Below are 17,126 nucleotides of genomic sequence, written 5' to 3'. Positions count from 1 at the left end.
GGTCATCCGCCGGCCGCCTGGAGCACGCCGCAGGCGCCGCACGCGGCGCAGCCGGCCGCCTGGTCGCTGCCGAGCATCCCGGCCTCCCGCAGCAGCGCGGCCACCCGGGACGAGACATCTCGTACCAGTGAGGGCGCCGGCCCGGATATGCCGTCCCGGCGGGCCAGGGTCCCGGCCATGGGGCGGAACGGGACGACGAACGGGTAGACGCCGCGGTCGATCAGCTTGCGACATCCCTCGACGAGGTCGTCCGGGTCCTCGCCGAGGCCGATCAGCAGGTACGTCGACACCTGGTTGCGCCCGAACACCTCGACCGCGTAGTCCCAGGCCGCCTCGTACTCGGCCATCGGCACCGAGCCCTTGCCGGGCATCCACTTCAGGCGGATGTCGTCGTCGAGCGCCTCGGCATGGATACCGATCGACACTGCGCCCGCGTCGCGTAGGTCCCTGATGACCGCGAGGTCACCCGGCGGCTCGATCTGCACCTGGATCGGCAGGCCCGGCACCGCCTCCAGGACGGCGCGCACCGAGCGGACCAGGTTTCGCGCGCCGCGGTCCGGGCCGGTCGTGGTGCCGGTCGTCATGACCATCTGGCGGACACCGTCGAGGCGTACGGCCGCTTCGGCGACTTCGACCAGCTGGGCCGGGGTCTTGGCGGCCACCGTCGCGCCGGCGCGAAGCGACTCCTCGATCGTGCAGAACCGGCAGCGCTGGTCCTCGGCGTACCGGATGCACGTTTGGACAACTGTTGTCGCCAGGACGTCCTTGCCGTGCAAACGCGCAATCTGTTCGTACGGAATGCCGTCGGCGGTCGTCAGGTCGTAGAACTTCGGTCGGTGTACGACGGACAACGACAATCCAGTGTCGGACTCGCCCAGCCAGAGCTTGTTGTCCCGCACCTCATAAGGGCTTTGCGGGTTGATCGGAAGGGCGGCATTGCCCCCGTCGATCACGAGGTGACCGTCGTCGCTGGGACCGGCCCCGGCCGGCCGGCGTACAGGTGTGGCCACCCGAACGCCGCGCACGGCCAGGTCCGATCGGACGTCAAGAGAACGCTTTAGTCTGGTCATGGGTGGTGGGTGGGGTGGTTGGACGGGTCAGAGCTGGTAGGTCGAGTTGATGATCGCGCCCTTGCGCGCGTAGTGGATCAATGCGTCCTGAACGTCCAGCGGATGCGTGGGGATGACGCCCTCGATCAGGTCCTCCTCGCGGGCGCCGTGCAGCGACAGCCCGAACCGGCAGCAGTAGACCTTGCCGCCCTCGGCCATGAACGTCTTGAGCGAGTTGTTGATGTTGTGCTCGCCCGGGAACGCCGAGGTGCCGGTGGTCGGGAAGCCGCGGGTGGCCAGGCAGTTCAGCGAGCCCGGCCCGTAGAAGTAGATGGCCGCCTCGAAACCCTTGCGTAGTGCGCGCGTCGCCTGCAGGACGGCGACGAAGCTGACCGACGATTCGTGCGCGATGCCGTGCACGAGCGTGAAGTAGCTCTGTCCCTCCTCGGCCTTGTAGTCGGGGAAGACCTTGGTGCCGCCGTAGATGCTGGAACCCTCGGACAGGGCCGGGTGGGGGATCTCGTTGAGGCTCTTCTGCTCGAGGTCGGTGAGGTCGGTCATGGTGTGCTCCTTCTAGGCGTACAGCTTGTCGAAATTGGTCTTGAAGACGGCGTCACTGAGCTCCCGCCCGGCGGCCGCTGCTTTGAGGCGGGCCAGCTCACCGGCGTGGTCGCCCCACGGCTCGTCGCTGGCGAACAAGATCCGGTCGGCGCCGAGGCCGCGATGGTCGATCTCTTGCGCGAGCCAGCGCGGGGCGAAGCCGATCGCCCACGACAGGTCGGTGTAGACCTGCTTGCCGGCGGCGATCCAGTCGAAGAAGCGGCCGCCGATCAGCTTGATGTGGCCGCTCATCCCGCCGCCGAAATGAACAAGATGGATTTTCACTTCGTCGCCGTGGCGCTCGACAAGTTGTCCGACCTTGTCGATATCCGACGCCGCGCCGGGCGAAGTGTGCACATGGACGACCAAGTCGTGCTCGCGAGCGGCCGCGAAGATCGGTTCGAGCCCGGGGTCGTCGATGCTGCCGCCCAGCAGAAAACTGATCTTCAACGCCCGTACGCCGGGCTCGCCCGCCTTCTTCAGGGCGCGCGCCGTCCGTTCGCGGTCGCGCTCCAAAGCGGATACCCACAGGCCGCACCGGATCCGGTCGTCTTTCTGCGCGGCCTCGATGACCAGGTCGTTGAAGCCGAAGGCCACGTCCGGATCGGGTACGCCGTAGTTGGGCAGAATCAACGCGCGCTCAGTCTTCTCGCGGTCGAGATCGCTGATCAGCTCGTCGATGGTGGCGCGGGCGGTCACATCGGGTTTGACCGGCGGCCCGCCGTAGAACGGGTAGGCCGGAAGAACCCCGAGATGGCGGTGGGCGTCGTTGGTCATGCTGTGCCTCCTGGCGCATGCCCGCCTGGCCATGCTCCGGTGCAGGCGGTCATGCTTGACCTCGTGGGGCACGCCTTCCTGACGCAGCGACCTCTGGTGCAGTTGGTCATGCCGCCCACTCCAGGTCGGGGTAGGTCTCGGTCGGTGTGCCGGCGAGCCAGCTGACGCCGTCGGTCACCTGCCGGCGGCGGGCGCGGGCGATCTGGCCGGCCAGGTGCTCGGCATCGCGAGCCACGCCGGCGAACCGGCCCGAGCCCCACGTGTGCTGCCACGGCAGACCCAGGAAGTAGAGGCCAGGGCAGCTCGTGACGCCGCGATCGTGTGTCGGATAGCCACGGCCGTCGAAGACCGGCACCTCTATCCAACGGTGGTCGCGGTGGAACCCGGTTGCCCAGACGACGGTGCCCAGCGCGCTCAAGTCGAGACTCGGCATCGGCACGCCGGGCGTCCACACCGGCTCGTACCGCGCCTCCTCCGGAGCGTCGAGGCCCGCCCGTTCCACGTACGCGTCAATCGCGTTCTTGATTCCCTCGGCCACCGCGTCGGCGTTGTCCAAGTTGCGCGCGAGGTCGTCACCGAACTGCACGTTGGTGTCGTCGACGCTCAGCAAACGGCCATAAAGCTGCATCCCTTGCGTGGCGAACAGGCGCAGATCGATGTCGCGCCCGCCGCCGCGCCCGGTCATGTAGTGGTTCGCGCGCAGCCGCACCTCGTCGGCGTCGCCGAACTCGTGCACGTTCTTGTCGTAGTGGCCCATCTCCTCGAGCCAGGCGAGCGTGTCCCGCCCGCGGTACCGCCGGGCGGCCCGGGGTGCGCTGCCGACGGCCAGGTGAACGCGCCGGCCGGCCAGGTGCAGGTCCTCGGCGATCTGACAGCCGGACTGGCCGGTGCCCACCACCAGCACGTCGCCGTCGGGCAGCTGCTCGGCGTTCCGGTACTGCGACGAGTGCACTTGCACGATGCCGCGCGGAAACTTCTCGGCCAGCCGGGGCATGGCCGGCCGGTGATAGCCGCCGGTCGCGATCACCACCTGATCGGCCGTCACCCGCCCGTCGCTCGTGAGCAGTTCGAAGGTGTTCGCCGAGCGGCGCAACCTGCTCACTTGGACACCTTCGCGCAACGGCGGATCGAAGCTGGCCGCGTACTTCTCGAGGAAAGTGACCACTTCGGAGCCGGCCATGAAGCCGTCCGGGTCGTCCCCGCTGTAGATGTAGCCCGGCAGCCGGCACTGCCAATTCGGCGTGACCAGGCAGAACGAGTCCCACCGGCGATCGCGCCACTCATGTCCGACGCGATCACGTTCGAACACCACGTGATCGGTGCCGCTCTGCCGCAGGTGCCAGCTCATGGAGAGGCCGGCCTGTCCGCCACCGATCACGGCGACGCCGACGTGTCCGTCGCTCACGACTCGATCCCTTCGACCAGGACGTCACCGGCGGGCTGGGCGGCGGCTTTGGCCTCCACCGAGGCGAGACTCCGGGCCGCGTTGCCGCACGGGAATCCGTACGCCTGACGCACCCGCTCACTCGCTTGCGTAAGAGCAATCCGGCTGGTCGCGACGAAGTCGCCGACCGCCATCCGCTGCCCGGCGGAGAAGAAGTCCTCGACCACCGTCGAGGGCGAGTAGATCCTTTGCGCATCGCCGTCCGGCCAGCGCACCAACACATAGCGTTCCGGCATCGCGAACCCCTCCACCGGCCCGTCCGCCCAGGTAGAGCGGCTGGTGATGGCTCACAGTCAAGGAATCGCGCGTTTCCGTGGAGTTTCCACCGGAACAATCCGCCGTTAGAAACAGCTCACTTCGGCCCCGGATGACGACGCCGTTTCGAGCGTGCTGCGGCCGTTACGGTGATCGGATGGAACACCTCGCGCACGCTTCTGCATTCGGCGCGGCCGCTTCCGCGTACGCCGAACATCGCCCCGACTATGCGCCGGCCGCAGTGCGATGGGCGCTCGAACACGCGTCGGGCCCGCGGGTGCTCGACCTCGGCGCCGGAACGGGCAAGCTCTCCGCCACGCTGGTTGCCCTCGGCGCCCAAGTGACCGCGGTCGAACCCGATCGAGCGATGCTGAGCGAATTGCGTAACGCGCAGTTGAGCGTTCGCTCATTACCGGGCAATGCCGAGGCGATCCCGCTGCCCGCGGCGTCCGTCGACGCAGTGCTGGCCGGCAACGCCTTGCACTGGTTCGACATGGACGTGGCCGGGCCCGAGATCACTCGAGTGCTGACCCCCGATGGCGTTCTGGCCGGCCTCTGGAACGTCCTCGACGACAGCGTCGACTGGGTAGCGGAGCTGGCCCGGATCGCGGGAAGCGCAGTGATCGGTCCCCGTGACACCCCGGCGGCCTGGCGGGTCGTGGCGGCCGCGATGCGACTTCCGTTCGGCTCACCGGAACAGGCAGCGTTTCCGCATGCTCAACGTCGCTCCGCCGGCTCACTGGTAGCGACACTGGCGACCCGGGCCGGCGTGCTGGTGATGCCGGATCAGGAACGAAACGCCACGCTCGACCGGATCCGCGCCTACCTCGCGAGCCGCCCCGAGACCGCGGACGGTGAGTTCGCCTTGCCGATGCTGACGTGCGTCCTGCGCACTCACCGGCGCGGCGCGACCAGGCCGGACTCGTAGGCGAAGATCACGAGCTGGGCCCGGTCGCGGGCGTGCACCTTGGTCATGGCCCGGTTGAGGTGGGTCTTGGCGGTCACCGGGCTGATCACCATCCGGGCGGCGATCTCGTCGTTGGACAGGCCGCGGGCGGCCAAGGCGACAGCCTCTCGCTCACGGTTGGTCAGTTCGCTCACTGCCGGCCCAGGCACGCTGGGTGGTTCGGCGACGTACCGGTCGATCAGCCGCCGCGTGATCGAAGGCGCCAGCAAAGCGTCGCCGCGCGCGGCCACGTGCACCGCGTGCAGAAAGTCTTCCGGTTCGACGTCCTTGACGAGGAAACCGGCCGCGCCCGCGCGTAGCGCCCGGAACACGTACTCGTCCAGGCCGTAGTTGGTCAGGATCACCACATGCACATCGGTGAGCGTTTCGTCGGCGGCGATGCGCCGGGTTGTCTCGATGCCGTCGACGACCGGCATCCGGATGTCCACCAGCGCGATGTCGGGCCGGTGCCGGCGGGCCAGTGCCAGGCCCTCCTCGCCGTTGCCGGCCTCGGCCACGACGCTGACGTCCGGTTCGGCGTCGAGCAGAGCACGGAACCCGCTGCGGATCAGCGGCTGATCGTCGACGAGCAGGACCCGGATCATGGCGTACGTTCCACCGGGAGCACGGCGTGGACGGTGAACCCACCCTCATCGCGAGCCTCGGCCCGCAGCCGGCCGCCGAGCGCGGTCACTCGTTCCCGCATCCCCAGCAGCCCGATGCCCGGCACCGGCGTCAGACCGGGTTCGGCCCGGCCGTCGTCGTCGACGCGGATGGACACCGCATCCGGTTGGTAGCCGATGCGAACCGACGCTGTGGCCGCGGCTGCGTGCCTAGTGACGTTTGTGAGCGATTCCTGCACGATCCTGTACGCGGTGCGGTCGACGGCGGCCGGCAGATCAAGCCGCCTGCCTTCGACCGTGAGCGTGGCCTCCAGCCCGACCGTTTGCGCCTGACGCACGAGGTCCGGAACGTGGGCAAGCCCGCGCGGCGGCGCGCTGTCGTCGTCGCGCAACGCCTCCAGGGTCGCCCGCAGCTCGCGTGATGCCTCGCGGCCGGCGTCGCGGATCGCCACCAACGCCTCGGGCACCTGCTCGCCACGCCGCTGAGCCAGGTGCACGACGGCCTCGGCGTGCACTTTGATGACCGAGATCTGATGGGTGAGCGAATCGTGCAACTCTCGCGCGAGATGCAGCCGCTCCTCGCCCGCTCGACGAAGAGCGATCTCTTCCCGCGTACGTTCGGCCTCATCCGCCCACCGCTCGGCCTGCCGCAAAGCTTCTCCAGCCGCGCCGGCCGCGATCAGCCAGGCGAACTCGAGCACACCCCGGGCCTGGTTCACTGCCGCGCCGGCGCCCTCGGCTCCGGACAGCAGCGCCGCTCCGGGCAGCCCGACCAGCACCACGAGGCTGATGACCACGGTGGTGAGGCGATGTCCAGCCCGTACGGCCGAGTAGACCGCCACCAGATAGGCGACCGCGAACACCTCGAAACCCGCCGCCCGATAGCCCACAGCGCACAATCCACAGACGACGAGCACGGCCACCGGGTAGCGGCCGCGCACGGCCAATGCCAGGCCGCCGATCACCAGCAACGCGTATCCGGTGGCCGGTCGCTGCGGTCCCGACAGCCCGTCGAAGAGCAGGATCGCCGCCACCCCGACGGCGACCGCCGCATCCCGCAGGTCGCTGCGCGTCGCGCTCATGCGGGCACCATAACCGCACAACGCCTCTCAGCGATTCGTGCGAACGAAGCAGTCGCGCTACCACGTCGGTAGTAGTCGCATCATGCGCGCGCGGCAGCGCGAACTGTCCACATCTGCTCGATGCGCGCGAGGGCCCACAACCGCCACGATCGTGCAACGTCGCGCAGAAGCGTGCGGCGTCATGCGGAAGGCGTGCGGTGTCGCGCAGATGCGTGCGGTGTCACGCAGAAAAGGTGCGATGTCACGCAGGAGCGTGCGGCGTCACGCGGAGAGCGTGCGGTGTCGCGCAGAGAGCGCGCAAGGTCGCGCAGAGAGGGGACAACGATGACCGACTGGCAACTGCTCGCGGCCAACCATGACTTGACCGGAGGCCGCCTGCTGGCGACCACGGCCGCGCTGGTCGCCCTGACCGGTGTCGTCCTCGGTGGGCAGGCCGTCGCTCGCCGTGCCGGCCGCGGTCGACCGATGGCCGCGGTGATCACAGGCGTGGTCGGCTTGCTCGGGGGCGCCTTCGTGCTCGCGGTGGCCGACGGCGGCCCCGGCACGGGTAACGGCGTGGTCGGTGCCTGGGCCGCGTTGGCCTTCGGCTTGATCGGCACGGGCCTGGGCGCCTTGGCTCTCATCCGCTCCCGGCGGGAAGCCCCGGCTGAGCGGCACTCGGAGACCCAAGCGCCTCGTTAAGCCCGGCCACCGTGATTGCGGGCCTCGGACGTCCCAGGCATCTGGGTGCTCGAACAGACCACGAATTGTCCGAAGGCGTCTGCTTCGGTGTGGCCATCACGTACACCCACGATCCGATCGTACGGACGTGGTTGGTTCGCGGATCGCGCCCTTCTCGATCCTGCTGGTCGCCGTTGGGCTGTGACGGATGGGACGGCGGCATGGCCTTCGGGGTTGATCGGTCGGGGGCACAGGCGGCAAAAACGGAGCCGGAGCGGCGTCAGGGAGGCGTGATCTTGGTCGCATACTGGGTGTTTTCTGCGCTTTGATGCCGGTGCGGCGGCGGAGCGCACCTGGATGGGGGATGCTGCCCGGGGCCTCGGCGGTCGAGACTGCACCCCAATGACTGGGGAGGAGCGGGCGACGCCGGGCGCCATGCGTCTGGGCATCAGTGTCGGAAGCAGCAACACGGTGGTCGTTCTGGCGGAGCCGGGCCGGGGTCTGCGGCCGCTGCTGTTCGGCGGGTCGCGGCTGCTTCCTTCGGCCGGGCCGGGGCCGGAGAGGCTTCCGGTTGTCTTCGCGGCGATCGCGGCTGAGCTGCAGCGCCTCGGCGGGGCGGTGGAAACGGTCGTGAGCTGCCCGCTCGGCTGGAGTGCCGGCGAGCGGGAGGCGCTGGCTTCGGCGGCGGCGGTCGCGGGGCTGGGCCGCGTCCAGGTCGTCCCGGAGCCGCAGGCGGCGGCGGGCCGGCTCGGGCAGACGGCGTCGGTGCTGGTCGTCGATGTGGGCGCGGTGGCGGCGGATGTCACGCTTCTCCGTCGTACGGCGGTGGGGTACGAGCCGGTGGCGGCCGAAAGCATTCCGGACGCCGCGGGTGAGGCGCTGGACGCGGGGCTCACGGAGCTCGTCCGGTCGTGGGTGGCCGCCTCGGGCGGTCTGCCGGCTTGGGAAAGGCTGGACCGGGCCGACACGCCGGACGACGAGAACGCGAGCAGCAAGCTGATGCTCGAGATCGTCGCGGCCAAGGAGGCGTTGTCCCGGCAGGAGAGCGCCGCCCTGTTCGTGCCGCTGGCCGAGCTGGGCGTGACTGTGCCGCGGGTGCAGTTCGAGGCGGTGGCCACCCGGGTGTTCGAGCCCGTGGTGCGGGCGGTGGCGGGGATGCTGGCCGACTGGAAGGAGCCGGTGACCGTGCTCCTCGTCGGCGGGACCAGCCGCGTACCAGTGCTCGGCCAGCTCATGGCGGCCGCGGCCGGACCGTACGCCACTGTTCCCGCTGTGCCGGAGCCGGAGCTGGTGGTGGCCGAGGGCTGTGCCACCTGGCTCTTGCCGATCACAGATCGGCGGGAGCACGAGCCGGCGGACTCGGAGTGGCGGGTGCCGCGGCAACCCAATGCCCACGACCGGAACGCCGACTGGGCCGGGCGCCACAGCGCGCCCCTGCCGCAGATCGAGCCGGACGCGAGCGCAAGCGGTCGGCACAGCGTGTCCGAACCGGGACGCCACGGCCGTCCCGACGGCGAGGACAGCGGTCAGTTCGGCGTGCCGTCCGCTCCGGGCCGGCGTCGCCGAGTCGAACCGGCCGACGACTGGTCGATCGCCGGTGGGCAACGCCAGGCCGAATCGACGCCTGGGTTGAGCGAGTCCGGCGTTTTCCCGGCTCACGGATTGAGCGACTCTGGCGTTTTCCCTGGTCGAGAACTGAGCGACTCTGGCGTTTTCGAGGCCGGCTCTGCAACCGGGCGTCAGTTTGCTGCTGAGCGTTCCGGCGTTGTGAGCGATGCCGGCGGTTTGCGGTCGGCCGATCCCGGCGTGTTTGGACCCGGTAGTGCCGGCGGACGTCGACGCGCTGAGAGTTCCGGCAATCTGAGCGACTCCGGTGTCTTCCGACCCGGTGCCGGGGGCGGCCGTCACGGCGCCGAGCCGGGTGATGTGAGCGAGTCGGGCGTGTTCCGTGCTCGCGATCTGAGCGATTCCGGCGTCTACCGGACGGATGCCCCTGGCGGGCGTCGGCGGGCTGAACCCCCGGGTGATGTGAGCGAGTCGGGCGTGTTCCGTGCTCGCGATCTGAGTGATTCCGGCGTCTATCGGACGGATGCCCCTGGCGGGCGTCGTCGGGCTGAACCTCCGGGTGACTTGAGCGAGTCGGGTGTGTTCCGTGCTCGCGATCTGAGCGATTCCGGCGTCTATCGGACGGATGCCCCTGGCGGGCGTCGACGGGCTGAGCCTTCGGGAGACCTGAGCGAATCAGGCGTGTTCGGGCCTGGCGCCGCCGGTGGCCGTCGGCAGGCTGAGCCTTCGGGAGACTTGAGCGAGTCGGGCGTCTTCCGCTCGGGCGGCTCCGGTGCGTTCCGAACGAACCCGGTTGCCGGCAATGGCCGGGCCGGGTCGACGGGCGAGTTCCAGTCCGGTGCGGTCGTGAACGGTCGGCAGGCTGAGCGTTCCGGCGATGTGAGCGATTCCGGCGTTTTCCGGTCGGGCAACTCGGGAGTTTTCAGCACGAGCCCTGTCGAAGGAGATGGGCAAGCTCAGGCTTCCGGTGTGGTTCGGACCGGCAACGGTGGCGGGCCGCGGCCGGCCGAGGCGTCGGTGGGTATGGAGGCGTCCGGCTCGTTCCGTGCCTTCACCGGGACGATGCCGCGCATCGCTCGCGAGGCCGCAGTTGCCTCGGAGGAGGCTGACACCGGCCCGGAGGAGAACAAGCTGATGGTGGCCGGGCTGGGGCTTCTGCTCGCCGGTCTCGTCTGGTTCCCCGTCCTCGTGGTGGCCGAGCTCTCCGGCGTCACCTGGTTCGTGCCGGGGGTGGCGGCCGCGTTCGTCGGCATCGTGCTGCTCATCGCGGGATCGGGCCGCTCGAAGGCGGAGGTTCGCGCGAAAGCCGGGGGAGCGCAGGGCGCCGCAGGCGAAAGCGGGGTGCCGAGCCGCTCGCGGGCTGCCAGCCGCTCACGTTCCAGCGCTCGCTCGAGACGCTGAACGTCGTCTAGGTCGGCAGCGCGCGGCGATGAGCGACGAACTTGGGCGGCCGGTGTGCTGATGTCGTGGGGTTCAGCGGCGGGTGGCGAGCAGGGCCAGCGCGACGAGTGAAGGCACCAGGGGCAGCGCCGCGCCTAGCAAGGGATCGGTCGCGACGGCCAGCGCGCCGGACAGGGCGCCGCCAACCAAAGCCACGATCGACAGAGTCCGTACCGTACGGAAATCGCGTTTGCCGTTGGCCAGGTTCTGCATGAGGCTGGTCAAAGTGCCGGTGACGAACGTCGTCGTGACGCCGGAGCGGGCCTCGATCGTGCGGCCGATCACCGTCTGGCAGGCCATGGCCACGGATGACAGCGCGATGAAAACGCACAACAATGCGCGTTCGAGCGGGCGATCAGTCAAGGCGTAGCCGGCCAGGACGGCCACCTGGACGACCGTCGCTGTGATGAGCAACAGGCGCGCGCCGCGGGACGGGCCGACCCGGGACAGCGTGAGCCGGAAGCCCAGATAGGCCACCAGCGCGAACACGATCACCGCCACCGTCGCCCCGATCAGCGTCGTCGTGTAGCCGGGCCGCTGGAACAGCCCGACCAGGATCAGGTTGCCGGTCATGTTGGCCGTGAAGATGCCGCCGAGCTGCAGGAACGCGAACGCGTCGGTCGCGCCCGCGGCGAACGACAGCACGACGGCGACGGCCGGACGGGCCTGCGCGACCGGTGTGGCCGGGGCGGACGTGACAGCCTCGCTCATTGCACGATCCTGTCGCCGCCGCCCTCGCCGGGCAACGGCGGCCGCCACACTGTTCCGCCCGTCACGGTGGCCCGAAGCCACCGTGACGGGAACGGACCTCAGGGGAGCAGGGGCTGGAACTTCTGCGGCGCCAGCCTGGTGGCGGCGGGCGCGGCCGGTACGGTCGGGGCGGTCGCGCCTGGCGCGGGCAGCCGGCCGACCAGCGGAAGCGTCAGCGAGCTACCGCGCAGGTCGAGCTTGATCGTCGCCCCCGTCGACTGCGGCGTCGAGTACTCGTTGTCGCTGGCCTGCAGGATGAGCCCGAGCACGTGACCGGCCGCCAGGCGCTGGTCGGTCGCCTGCATCGGCACGGTCACGTCGTACCAGCGGCCGGGCTGCAGCGGCGTCACGAACCGCAGCGAGACCCGGTGCGCCGCGTCCTGCCAGCCGCGGGTGAGGATGGCGTGGTCGCTGGTGATGACGTTCTCGACGGTGTCGCGGTAACAGGCGTCGTCGGCCGCGGTCGAGGCGCCCCAGCACGACTCCGTGGTCAGCGTCGTGATGCCCTCGCCGGCGGCCACGTAGTTGACCCGCGTCGCAGTGCCGTAGTCAACGAGCCGGGCGGTGAGCTCGGTCGTCGGCTTGTCCACCTGCACGCGCAGCTTGACCGACGGGGTGCCCGAGATCCGTACGGGCTGGGAGAGCGGGGCCGACAGGAACGCCACCCGACCGGGAACCGCGGTGTTGGGAGCGGCGACCGCGGTGGCCTCGCTCAGATCGGGCGCGTCGGTCCACGTACGGGAACCGCTGCCCGACCGGCCACCCAGAGTGCCCGTCGTCCCATCACCGTCACCCAGCGCGACCTTGACCGATCGCGCAGCGGAGGCGGGCCACGTGCGCTCGTTCACCCACGTGCCCGGCGCCGTCTCGATCGACACCGCCGGCTCACGGTCGATGCCGTTGCGCAGACCTTGCAGGTAACGATCGAACCACCGGTGCAAAGTGTCCACCCACTGCGCGCGGCGGATGTCGAACGGGTCGACGTGTCCCTGCTGGGCGAGCCACATCTTCTTGGGAACGCGCAGCCTGTTCCACCATTGAGCGAATTGCGCGGTGGTGACGTTCGTATCGTTCAACCCATGAGCGATGAGGACACTAGCGTGCACTTTTCGTGCATCCGGCCGGTAGTCGCGCTCGGCCCAGTAGGCGTTGTAGTTGCCGGTCGCGTCGTCGCTGCCCTCGTCGAGTTCCTTGAGCGTCGCGTCGCACACGCTCTCGGGCCGGCCGCTGACCGCCTGGTGCAGATACTCGGGGTAGTCCTCAGCCCGTAGCACGCCGTTGTAGCGCTGGTAGTCGTACCAGCTCGAGATGGCCGAGATGGGCACGATCGTCTCGAGACCTTCGACGCCGGTCGCGGCCACTCCGTTGGCCACCGAGCCGTCCCACGACTTGCCGATCATGCCCGTCTTGCCATTGGTCCAGCGGGTGGCGACAGCCGGCGTTCCATCGGCGTACGTTGCACGACCCCGGCCGTTCAGCCAGTCGACCACGGCCTTGGCGCTGAGCACCTCCTCGCGCCCGCCGACGTCCTCGCACCCGGTCGAGCGGTTGGTCCCGGCCAGGTCGGCCGCCACGAACGCGTACCCGCGGGGAACGAAGTAGTTGTCGTAGAACAGTGGCTGTTTGGTGATCGTGCCGTTGGCGTCGTACTGCTTGAGCTCGCTTTCGTTCCCGCGCCCACAGCACGAGTAGTACGGCGACGCCTCGAGAACGACCGGCACCTTGATGCGTTTGTCGGCGGCCTCGCGCGGCCGCACGATGTCGACGGCGACCCGGTCGGGCACGCCGTCGTCATCGTTGTCCAGAGTGGTCTGCACCCAGACGCTTTCCCGTACGGCGTTCTCGTAGGAATAGACCGGAACTGTCTCCCCGGCCCGGACGTGCGGTGTGCCGGCGGCCTCGGCCGGCGCGACGGCGATGGTCAGTGTGGCCCCGACCCCCGCGACGACGGCGACGGCGAGCGTGCGCATTCGTAGCCCTGACATCGACGCATCGTAAAACATCTATGACCGGAAGTGAGCGACCAATCCGGGATCGCTGAAAACGGTGACGGCAGCGATGCCGTCGAGGCGGCAGTCGAGGACGGCCACGCCCATCGGCTCGCCCCGGAAATGGACCACGGCCGCCGGCTGACCGTTGGCGACGACCGGTTCCATCTGCCAGTCGCCGGGTTCGCCGACCGCCGCGGCGAACACCGGCACGCACTTCTCGAAACCGTCGAACGTGTCCCCGGGAATCATTTCGAGGCGCGCGTCCTGGCGCAGCATGGCGGTCAATCCGGTGATGTCGGCCGTGCGAAAGGCCGTCATGTAGGCGTCGAGCTGGCGGCGGGCGGCCGGGCTGGTCGGCTCGGCCACGTCGTCGGGGCGGTGGGCGGCCTCGCCGAGCCGGGCCCGGGCGCGTTGCAGGGCACTCTTCACCGCGCCCGGCGTCAGGTCGAGCATCCGGCCCACGTCGGTCGCGGGGAACGCCAGTACGTCGCGGAGCAGCAGGACGGCCCGTTGACCGGGCGTGAGCGTTCGCAACCCGGCGATGAGAGCCAGCCGCAGATCGTCCCGATTTTCGGCGTACGGCTGAATGGCCGGCTCGTCGACAGCGGGGCTCACCGCCGGGGAGCGGCCTTTCAACGCGGTCAATGTGACATTCGTGGCGATCCGGTACAGCCACGTGCGTACGGAGGAACGGTGTTCGAATTTCTCCCAGCCACGCCAGGCGCGCAGATACGTCTCCTGGACGGCGTCCTCGGCCTCATCCCACGAACCCAGCATGCGGTAGCAGTGCGCGGTCAATTCGCGCCGCAGGTCCTCGGTCGCCGCCTCGAAGCCGGGCTCGGTCATGACGCCATTGTGCGGCGCAGCCACGATCCCGCCTTCCGGATGGCCTCGTCGGCGACCGGCGAGTTCCCGGCCGCCATCTGAAAGGTATGCAACTGCCCCGGAAAGACGTCCAGTTCGACCGCCGCCGACCGCGCGGCCAGCATTCGGGCGTCGTCCAACAAGGCCTCCTCACCGCCAACTTGCACGTACGTCGGTGGCAGCGCAGCCAAATCCAGGTCGCCCGGTGTGGCGCCGGCCAGATATTGCTTCGCCAAACCGCGCACCAATTCCGGCGTGAAGAACGGGTCGCTCCCGGTTTCGTAGCTCGCGCCCGACGTCTCGAAGTCGACCCAGGGCGAGAAGAGAACAAGCGTTTCCGGTACGTCTTCACGCAGCGCCACTTCGAGGGCCAGAGTTCCGCCGCACGAGTCACCGACCAACGCCACCCGCCGCCCGGTTGGCCGCCGGCCCGCCACCTGCTGCCCGCCCACCTCATGCTGCTCGGCCGGCTGCTGGCCTGCCGCCTGCCGCCGGCCCGCCACAAGCCGCCCGGTCAGTCGCCGGTAGATCGCGCTCACCTGCTCGATCTGCGACGGGTAGACGAAGTCCGGAACCAGGCCGTAGTCGACGACAAGGGTCGCCAGCCCCGAGGCCAGCGCCAGATGGCCGAACATCCGGCGGTGGGTGGCGATCGACCCGCTGACGAACCCGCCGCCGTGGATGGCCAGCACGACGCGGTCGTCCGCAGCGCCGGGCGGCCGCAGCCAAAGTCCGTCCTCGCTCATCTCCTCGCGCAAGCCCTCGGGCTCGGTGGTCAGCGACTCCCAGGCGCGGCTCGCGTCACCTGCGGCCCGCTCCTGCCAGAGCACCCGATTCAGATCTGATCCAGTCGTCATGCCCGTACAGACCACGACGGCCGGCGAAAGGAATCGCGCACTCCAAGAACGTCGTTTGTTGACCGAAGCTGTCAACATCGAGCGGATTCGCTCACCTGCGCGCACTTCTACCGTCGACCTCATGAATCTTCGACTCGCCGTGCTGCTCGGGCTGGTGGGGCTGGCCCGGCCGGTGCTGAGCATCGTCGGCGCGTACGACAGCGGCCCGCTGGCCAAGCCGGTCGGCCCGCTGGTGCTTACCGCGCTCGTGTCGCTGGTCTGGATCGCTGCCGTGGTGATCGTCAAGCCGGCCAAGCCGGTGCTGACGACGGTTGCGGCCGGCGTCGCCTACGGGATTGCCGCGATCCTGCTCAACTGGGCGCTGCAGCCGTTCCTGGACTCGGCCGAGACGATCCCGCTGCCCGGCTACTTCGGAATCCTGATCTTCAACGCCGTCCAGGGTGCGGTGCTCGGAGTGATCGCGTGGCTGGTGCTGAGGGTGACCAAGCGGCAAGTTGCGCCGCTCCGCTGACAGGCCGAAGTCATGGTCATCGCCGTCCGGTGGTGCTGAGCGGTGCTGCTCGCTGATCGTTGAACTGGATCGATCGCTGAACCGTTGACGCGCTCGGGGTTGATCGGGCGGCTCGTGGCCCCGTTGCGGTGGGAGGCTGGCTTCATGGGCCGACGGACGGATCTGCTGCTCGGAGGGACCACCGCCGTGGTGGTCGGCATCGCGGTCGCCGTCGACGTGCGGGGCAGCGGCGCTCCGCCGGTGGCGTACCTGTTCGCGCTGGGGTTCGGCGCGTTGATGCTGGTGCGACGCCGGTGGCCGGTGGCTGTGCTGCTGGCGTCGGGCGCCGGATTGCTCGGTTACTACGCGTTGGGGTTACCGCCCATCGGCCTGGCGTTGCCGGTCGGGGCGGCGCTCTACTCGGCCACGGAGGCGGGCCGGCTGTGGTGGGCGGTGGGGTCGGGCGCGTCGCTGGTCGCCGTCTCGTCGCTGGCGCGGTCGCTCGGGGGCGAAGACCCTGGTTACTTGTACGGCTATGAGCTGCCCACAACCGTGTCGGTGATGGCGGCCGCGATCCTGTTCGGCGAGGTCGTGCGGTCCCGGCGGTTGTGGCGCGCCGAGGTCGCGGGGCGGGCGGTGCGCGAGGCCGAGCGGCAGGTGCAGCACGAACGGCTGGCGCTGGCCCGCGACCTGCACGACGTGCTCGCCCACACCATGTCGGTGGTGACCCTGCACGCCGACGTCGCCGCCGAGGCCATCGAGGACGGCAACACCGAAGCCGCCCGTACGGCGGTCGGGCGCGTCCAGGAAGCCGGCCGGGGCGCGGCCCGCGAGCTGCGCGGGACGGTCGGCGCGCTCCGATCGAGCCCGATCGAACGCCTGGCCGAGCTCGAGCCGATCGACAGCGAGCCCGTCGTCAGTCCCGCTCGACCCGGCAGGCCGGTCGACGGTCAGCCTTTCGAGCCGGGGCCGCCCGGCAGCCGAGATCGGACCGACCAGACGGTCGGCAGCTGGACGGCCGAGTCGGTCGGCAGTCTCAGGCGGCTCGACGAGCTGATCGACAGCCAGCCGGTCGAAGTGGCCGTGGAGGGACGCGAGCGATCGTTGCCGCAGGTGGTCGAAGCAACCGCGTACCGCATCGTGCAAGAAGCGCTCACAAACGCGCGGCGGCACGCACCTGGCAATCCGGTGCGGCTCACCCTCGCCTATCGCCCGGCTGAGCTGGCCATCCGAGTCGTGAACGGCGGCGCCACGAGCACAGGCCACGGTGGGCACGGCTTGCGCGGAATGCGCGAACGCGCAGCTTTGCTCGGCGGTGACCTGACCGCGGGCCCAACTCCGGACGGCACTTTCGTGGTCGCGGCGACACTCCCGGCCGAGTCCGCTTGTCCGTCGCCCGCTGGACCGTCGCCGATGTCCGCGGCGGACGAGAGGGCGCGGTGAACCCGTGAATGCCTTCAGCGGACGATATGACCCTCGTCCGGCTGGCGCGGCTGTCCGGCGGTGTCATGCGGCGGAGCTCGTTGGCCGGGGGTGGCGGCTGATGGGTGGATCGCCGCGTGGCTGGAAGCCCCGTGATGAGCAGGCGGGTCGCGGTGTCGGCAGAGGCCATGTGGTGAGTGGCGGGTCGTGGTGTGGGCGGGCCCGTGTGGTCAGCGGGCGGGTCGCGGTGTCGGCAGGGGCCGTGTGGTGAGCGGGCGGGTCGGGGGGGGGGGGGGGGCGGGGGGGGGGG

General features: G+C 69.8%; 16 protein-coding genes. 5 read left to right on the top strand and 11 right to left on the bottom strand.

Annotation, left to right across the window (positions count from 1 at the left end; all coding sequences use genetic code 11):
- Nucleotides 1–2 precede the first annotated feature (2 nt).
- The 5 genes from OWR29_RS22770 to OWR29_RS22750 all read right to left on the bottom strand — a co-directional run bounded on the left by OWR29_RS22770 (nucleotide 3) and on the right by OWR29_RS22750 (nucleotide 4,106).
- On the bottom strand, nucleotides 3–1,070 hold the full coding sequence (locus OWR29_RS22770) for an MSMEG_0568 family radical SAM protein (RefSeq protein ID WP_267565161.1): 1,068 nt from the start codon (nucleotides 1,068–1,070) through the stop codon (nucleotides 3–5).
- Nucleotides 1,071–1,097: 27 nt separating this feature from the next.
- On the bottom strand, nucleotides 1,098–1,610 hold the full coding sequence (locus tag OWR29_RS22765; protein WP_250029383.1) for an MSMEG_0572/Sll0783 family nitrogen starvation response protein: 513 nt from the start codon (nucleotides 1,608–1,610) through the stop codon (nucleotides 1,098–1,100).
- Nucleotides 1,611–1,622: 12 nt separating this feature from the next.
- The gene (locus tag OWR29_RS22760) at nucleotides 1,623–2,426 is read right to left on the bottom strand and encodes an amidohydrolase family protein (protein ID WP_267565159.1); all 804 of its coding nucleotides are present in this window, start codon (nucleotides 2,424–2,426) and stop codon (nucleotides 1,623–1,625) included.
- A 106-nt stretch (nucleotides 2,427–2,532) separates the two neighbouring features.
- Nucleotides 2,533–3,831, bottom strand: a complete 1,299-nt coding sequence (locus OWR29_RS22755) for an MSMEG_0569 family flavin-dependent oxidoreductase (RefSeq protein ID WP_267565157.1) — start codon at nucleotides 3,829–3,831, stop codon at nucleotides 2,533–2,535.
- The gene (locus OWR29_RS22750) at nucleotides 3,828–4,106 is read right to left on the bottom strand and encodes an MSMEG_0570 family nitrogen starvation response protein (protein WP_267565156.1); all 279 of its coding nucleotides are present in this window, start codon (nucleotides 4,104–4,106) and stop codon (nucleotides 3,828–3,830) included. The genes OWR29_RS22755 and OWR29_RS22750 overlap by 4 nt, the downstream gene beginning before the upstream one ends.
- A 176-nt stretch (nucleotides 4,107–4,282) precedes the next feature.
- On the opposite strand from OWR29_RS22750, the gene OWR29_RS22745 reads away from it, so the two are divergent.
- Nucleotides 4,283–5,053 (top strand): class I SAM-dependent methyltransferase, encoded by a 771-nt coding sequence (locus OWR29_RS22745; RefSeq protein WP_267565155.1) that lies wholly within the window; start codon nucleotides 4,283–4,285, stop codon nucleotides 5,051–5,053.
- Here OWR29_RS22745 and OWR29_RS22740 read toward each other — a convergent pair.
- Both OWR29_RS22740 and OWR29_RS22735 read right to left on the bottom strand, forming a co-directional pair.
- Nucleotides 5,020–5,676 (bottom strand): response regulator, encoded by a 657-nt coding sequence (locus OWR29_RS22740; protein WP_267565154.1) that lies wholly within the window; start codon nucleotides 5,674–5,676, stop codon nucleotides 5,020–5,022. The genes OWR29_RS22745 and OWR29_RS22740 overlap by 34 nt on opposite strands.
- Nucleotides 5,673–6,776, bottom strand: a complete 1,104-nt coding sequence (locus OWR29_RS22735) for a sensor histidine kinase (RefSeq protein WP_267565153.1) — start codon at nucleotides 6,774–6,776, stop codon at nucleotides 5,673–5,675. The genes OWR29_RS22740 and OWR29_RS22735 overlap by 4 nt, the downstream gene beginning before the upstream one ends.
- A gap of 324 nt (nucleotides 6,777–7,100) precedes the next feature.
- Here OWR29_RS22735 and OWR29_RS22730 point away from each other — a divergent pair, with 324 nt between their 5' ends.
- Together OWR29_RS22730 and OWR29_RS22725 are read left to right on the top strand one after the other, a co-directional pair.
- Nucleotides 7,101–7,457 carry a DUF6223 family protein gene (locus OWR29_RS22730; protein WP_267565152.1) on the top strand — a complete coding sequence of 119 codons (357 nt, stop codon included), beginning with the start codon at nucleotides 7,101–7,103 and terminating at the stop codon, nucleotides 7,455–7,457.
- 336 nt (nucleotides 7,458–7,793) lie between these two features.
- Nucleotides 7,794–10,403 carry an Hsp70 family protein gene (locus OWR29_RS22725; protein ID WP_267565151.1) on the top strand — a complete coding sequence of 870 codons (2,610 nt, stop codon included), beginning with the start codon at nucleotides 7,794–7,796 and terminating at the stop codon, nucleotides 10,401–10,403.
- Nucleotides 10,404–10,475: 72 nt separating this feature from the next.
- On the opposite strand, the gene OWR29_RS22720 is transcribed toward OWR29_RS22725, so the two are convergent.
- The 4 genes from OWR29_RS22720 to OWR29_RS22705 all read right to left on the bottom strand — a co-directional run bounded on the left by OWR29_RS22720 (nucleotide 10,476) and on the right by OWR29_RS22705 (nucleotide 14,904).
- Nucleotides 10,476–11,153 (bottom strand): YoaK family protein, encoded by a 678-nt coding sequence (locus OWR29_RS22720; protein WP_267565149.1) that lies wholly within the window; start codon nucleotides 11,151–11,153, stop codon nucleotides 10,476–10,478.
- Nucleotides 11,154–11,251: 98 nt separating this feature from the next.
- The gene (locus OWR29_RS22715) at nucleotides 11,252–13,177 is read right to left on the bottom strand and encodes a Xaa-Pro dipeptidyl-peptidase (RefSeq protein ID WP_267565147.1); all 1,926 of its coding nucleotides are present in this window, start codon (nucleotides 13,175–13,177) and stop codon (nucleotides 11,252–11,254) included.
- Nucleotides 13,178–13,195: 18 nt separating this feature from the next.
- Complete coding sequence (locus OWR29_RS22710) at nucleotides 13,196–14,029, bottom strand: sigma-70 family RNA polymerase sigma factor (RefSeq protein ID WP_267565146.1); 834 nt, start codon at nucleotides 14,027–14,029, stop codon at nucleotides 13,196–13,198.
- On the bottom strand, nucleotides 14,026–14,904 hold the full coding sequence (locus OWR29_RS22705) for an alpha/beta hydrolase (protein ID WP_267565144.1): 879 nt from the start codon (nucleotides 14,902–14,904) through the stop codon (nucleotides 14,026–14,028). The genes OWR29_RS22710 and OWR29_RS22705 overlap by 4 nt, the downstream gene beginning before the upstream one ends.
- Before the next feature lie 121 nt (nucleotides 14,905–15,025).
- Between OWR29_RS22705 and OWR29_RS22700 the strand changes: the two genes are divergently transcribed.
- Both OWR29_RS22700 and OWR29_RS22695 read left to right on the top strand, forming a co-directional pair.
- Nucleotides 15,026–15,415, top strand: coding sequence for a hypothetical protein (locus OWR29_RS22700; protein WP_267565143.1), 390 nt, complete (start codon nucleotides 15,026–15,028; stop codon nucleotides 15,413–15,415).
- A 144-nt stretch (nucleotides 15,416–15,559) separates the two neighbouring features.
- Entirely contained in the window at nucleotides 15,560–16,837 is a 1,278-nt protein-coding gene (locus OWR29_RS22695; RefSeq protein ID WP_267565142.1) for a sensor histidine kinase, read from the top strand.
- The last annotated feature ends 289 nt before the right edge of the window (nucleotides 16,838–17,126 follow it).

This window comes from Paractinoplanes pyxinae (assembly GCF_026626335.1).
In the GTDB taxonomy this organism is placed as follows: Bacteria; Actinomycetota; Actinomycetes; order Mycobacteriales; family Micromonosporaceae; genus Actinoplanes; species Actinoplanes pyxinae.
The sequence above is the reverse complement of the archived record's forward strand: the minus strand, read 5'-3'. Positions and strand labels throughout refer to the sequence as shown.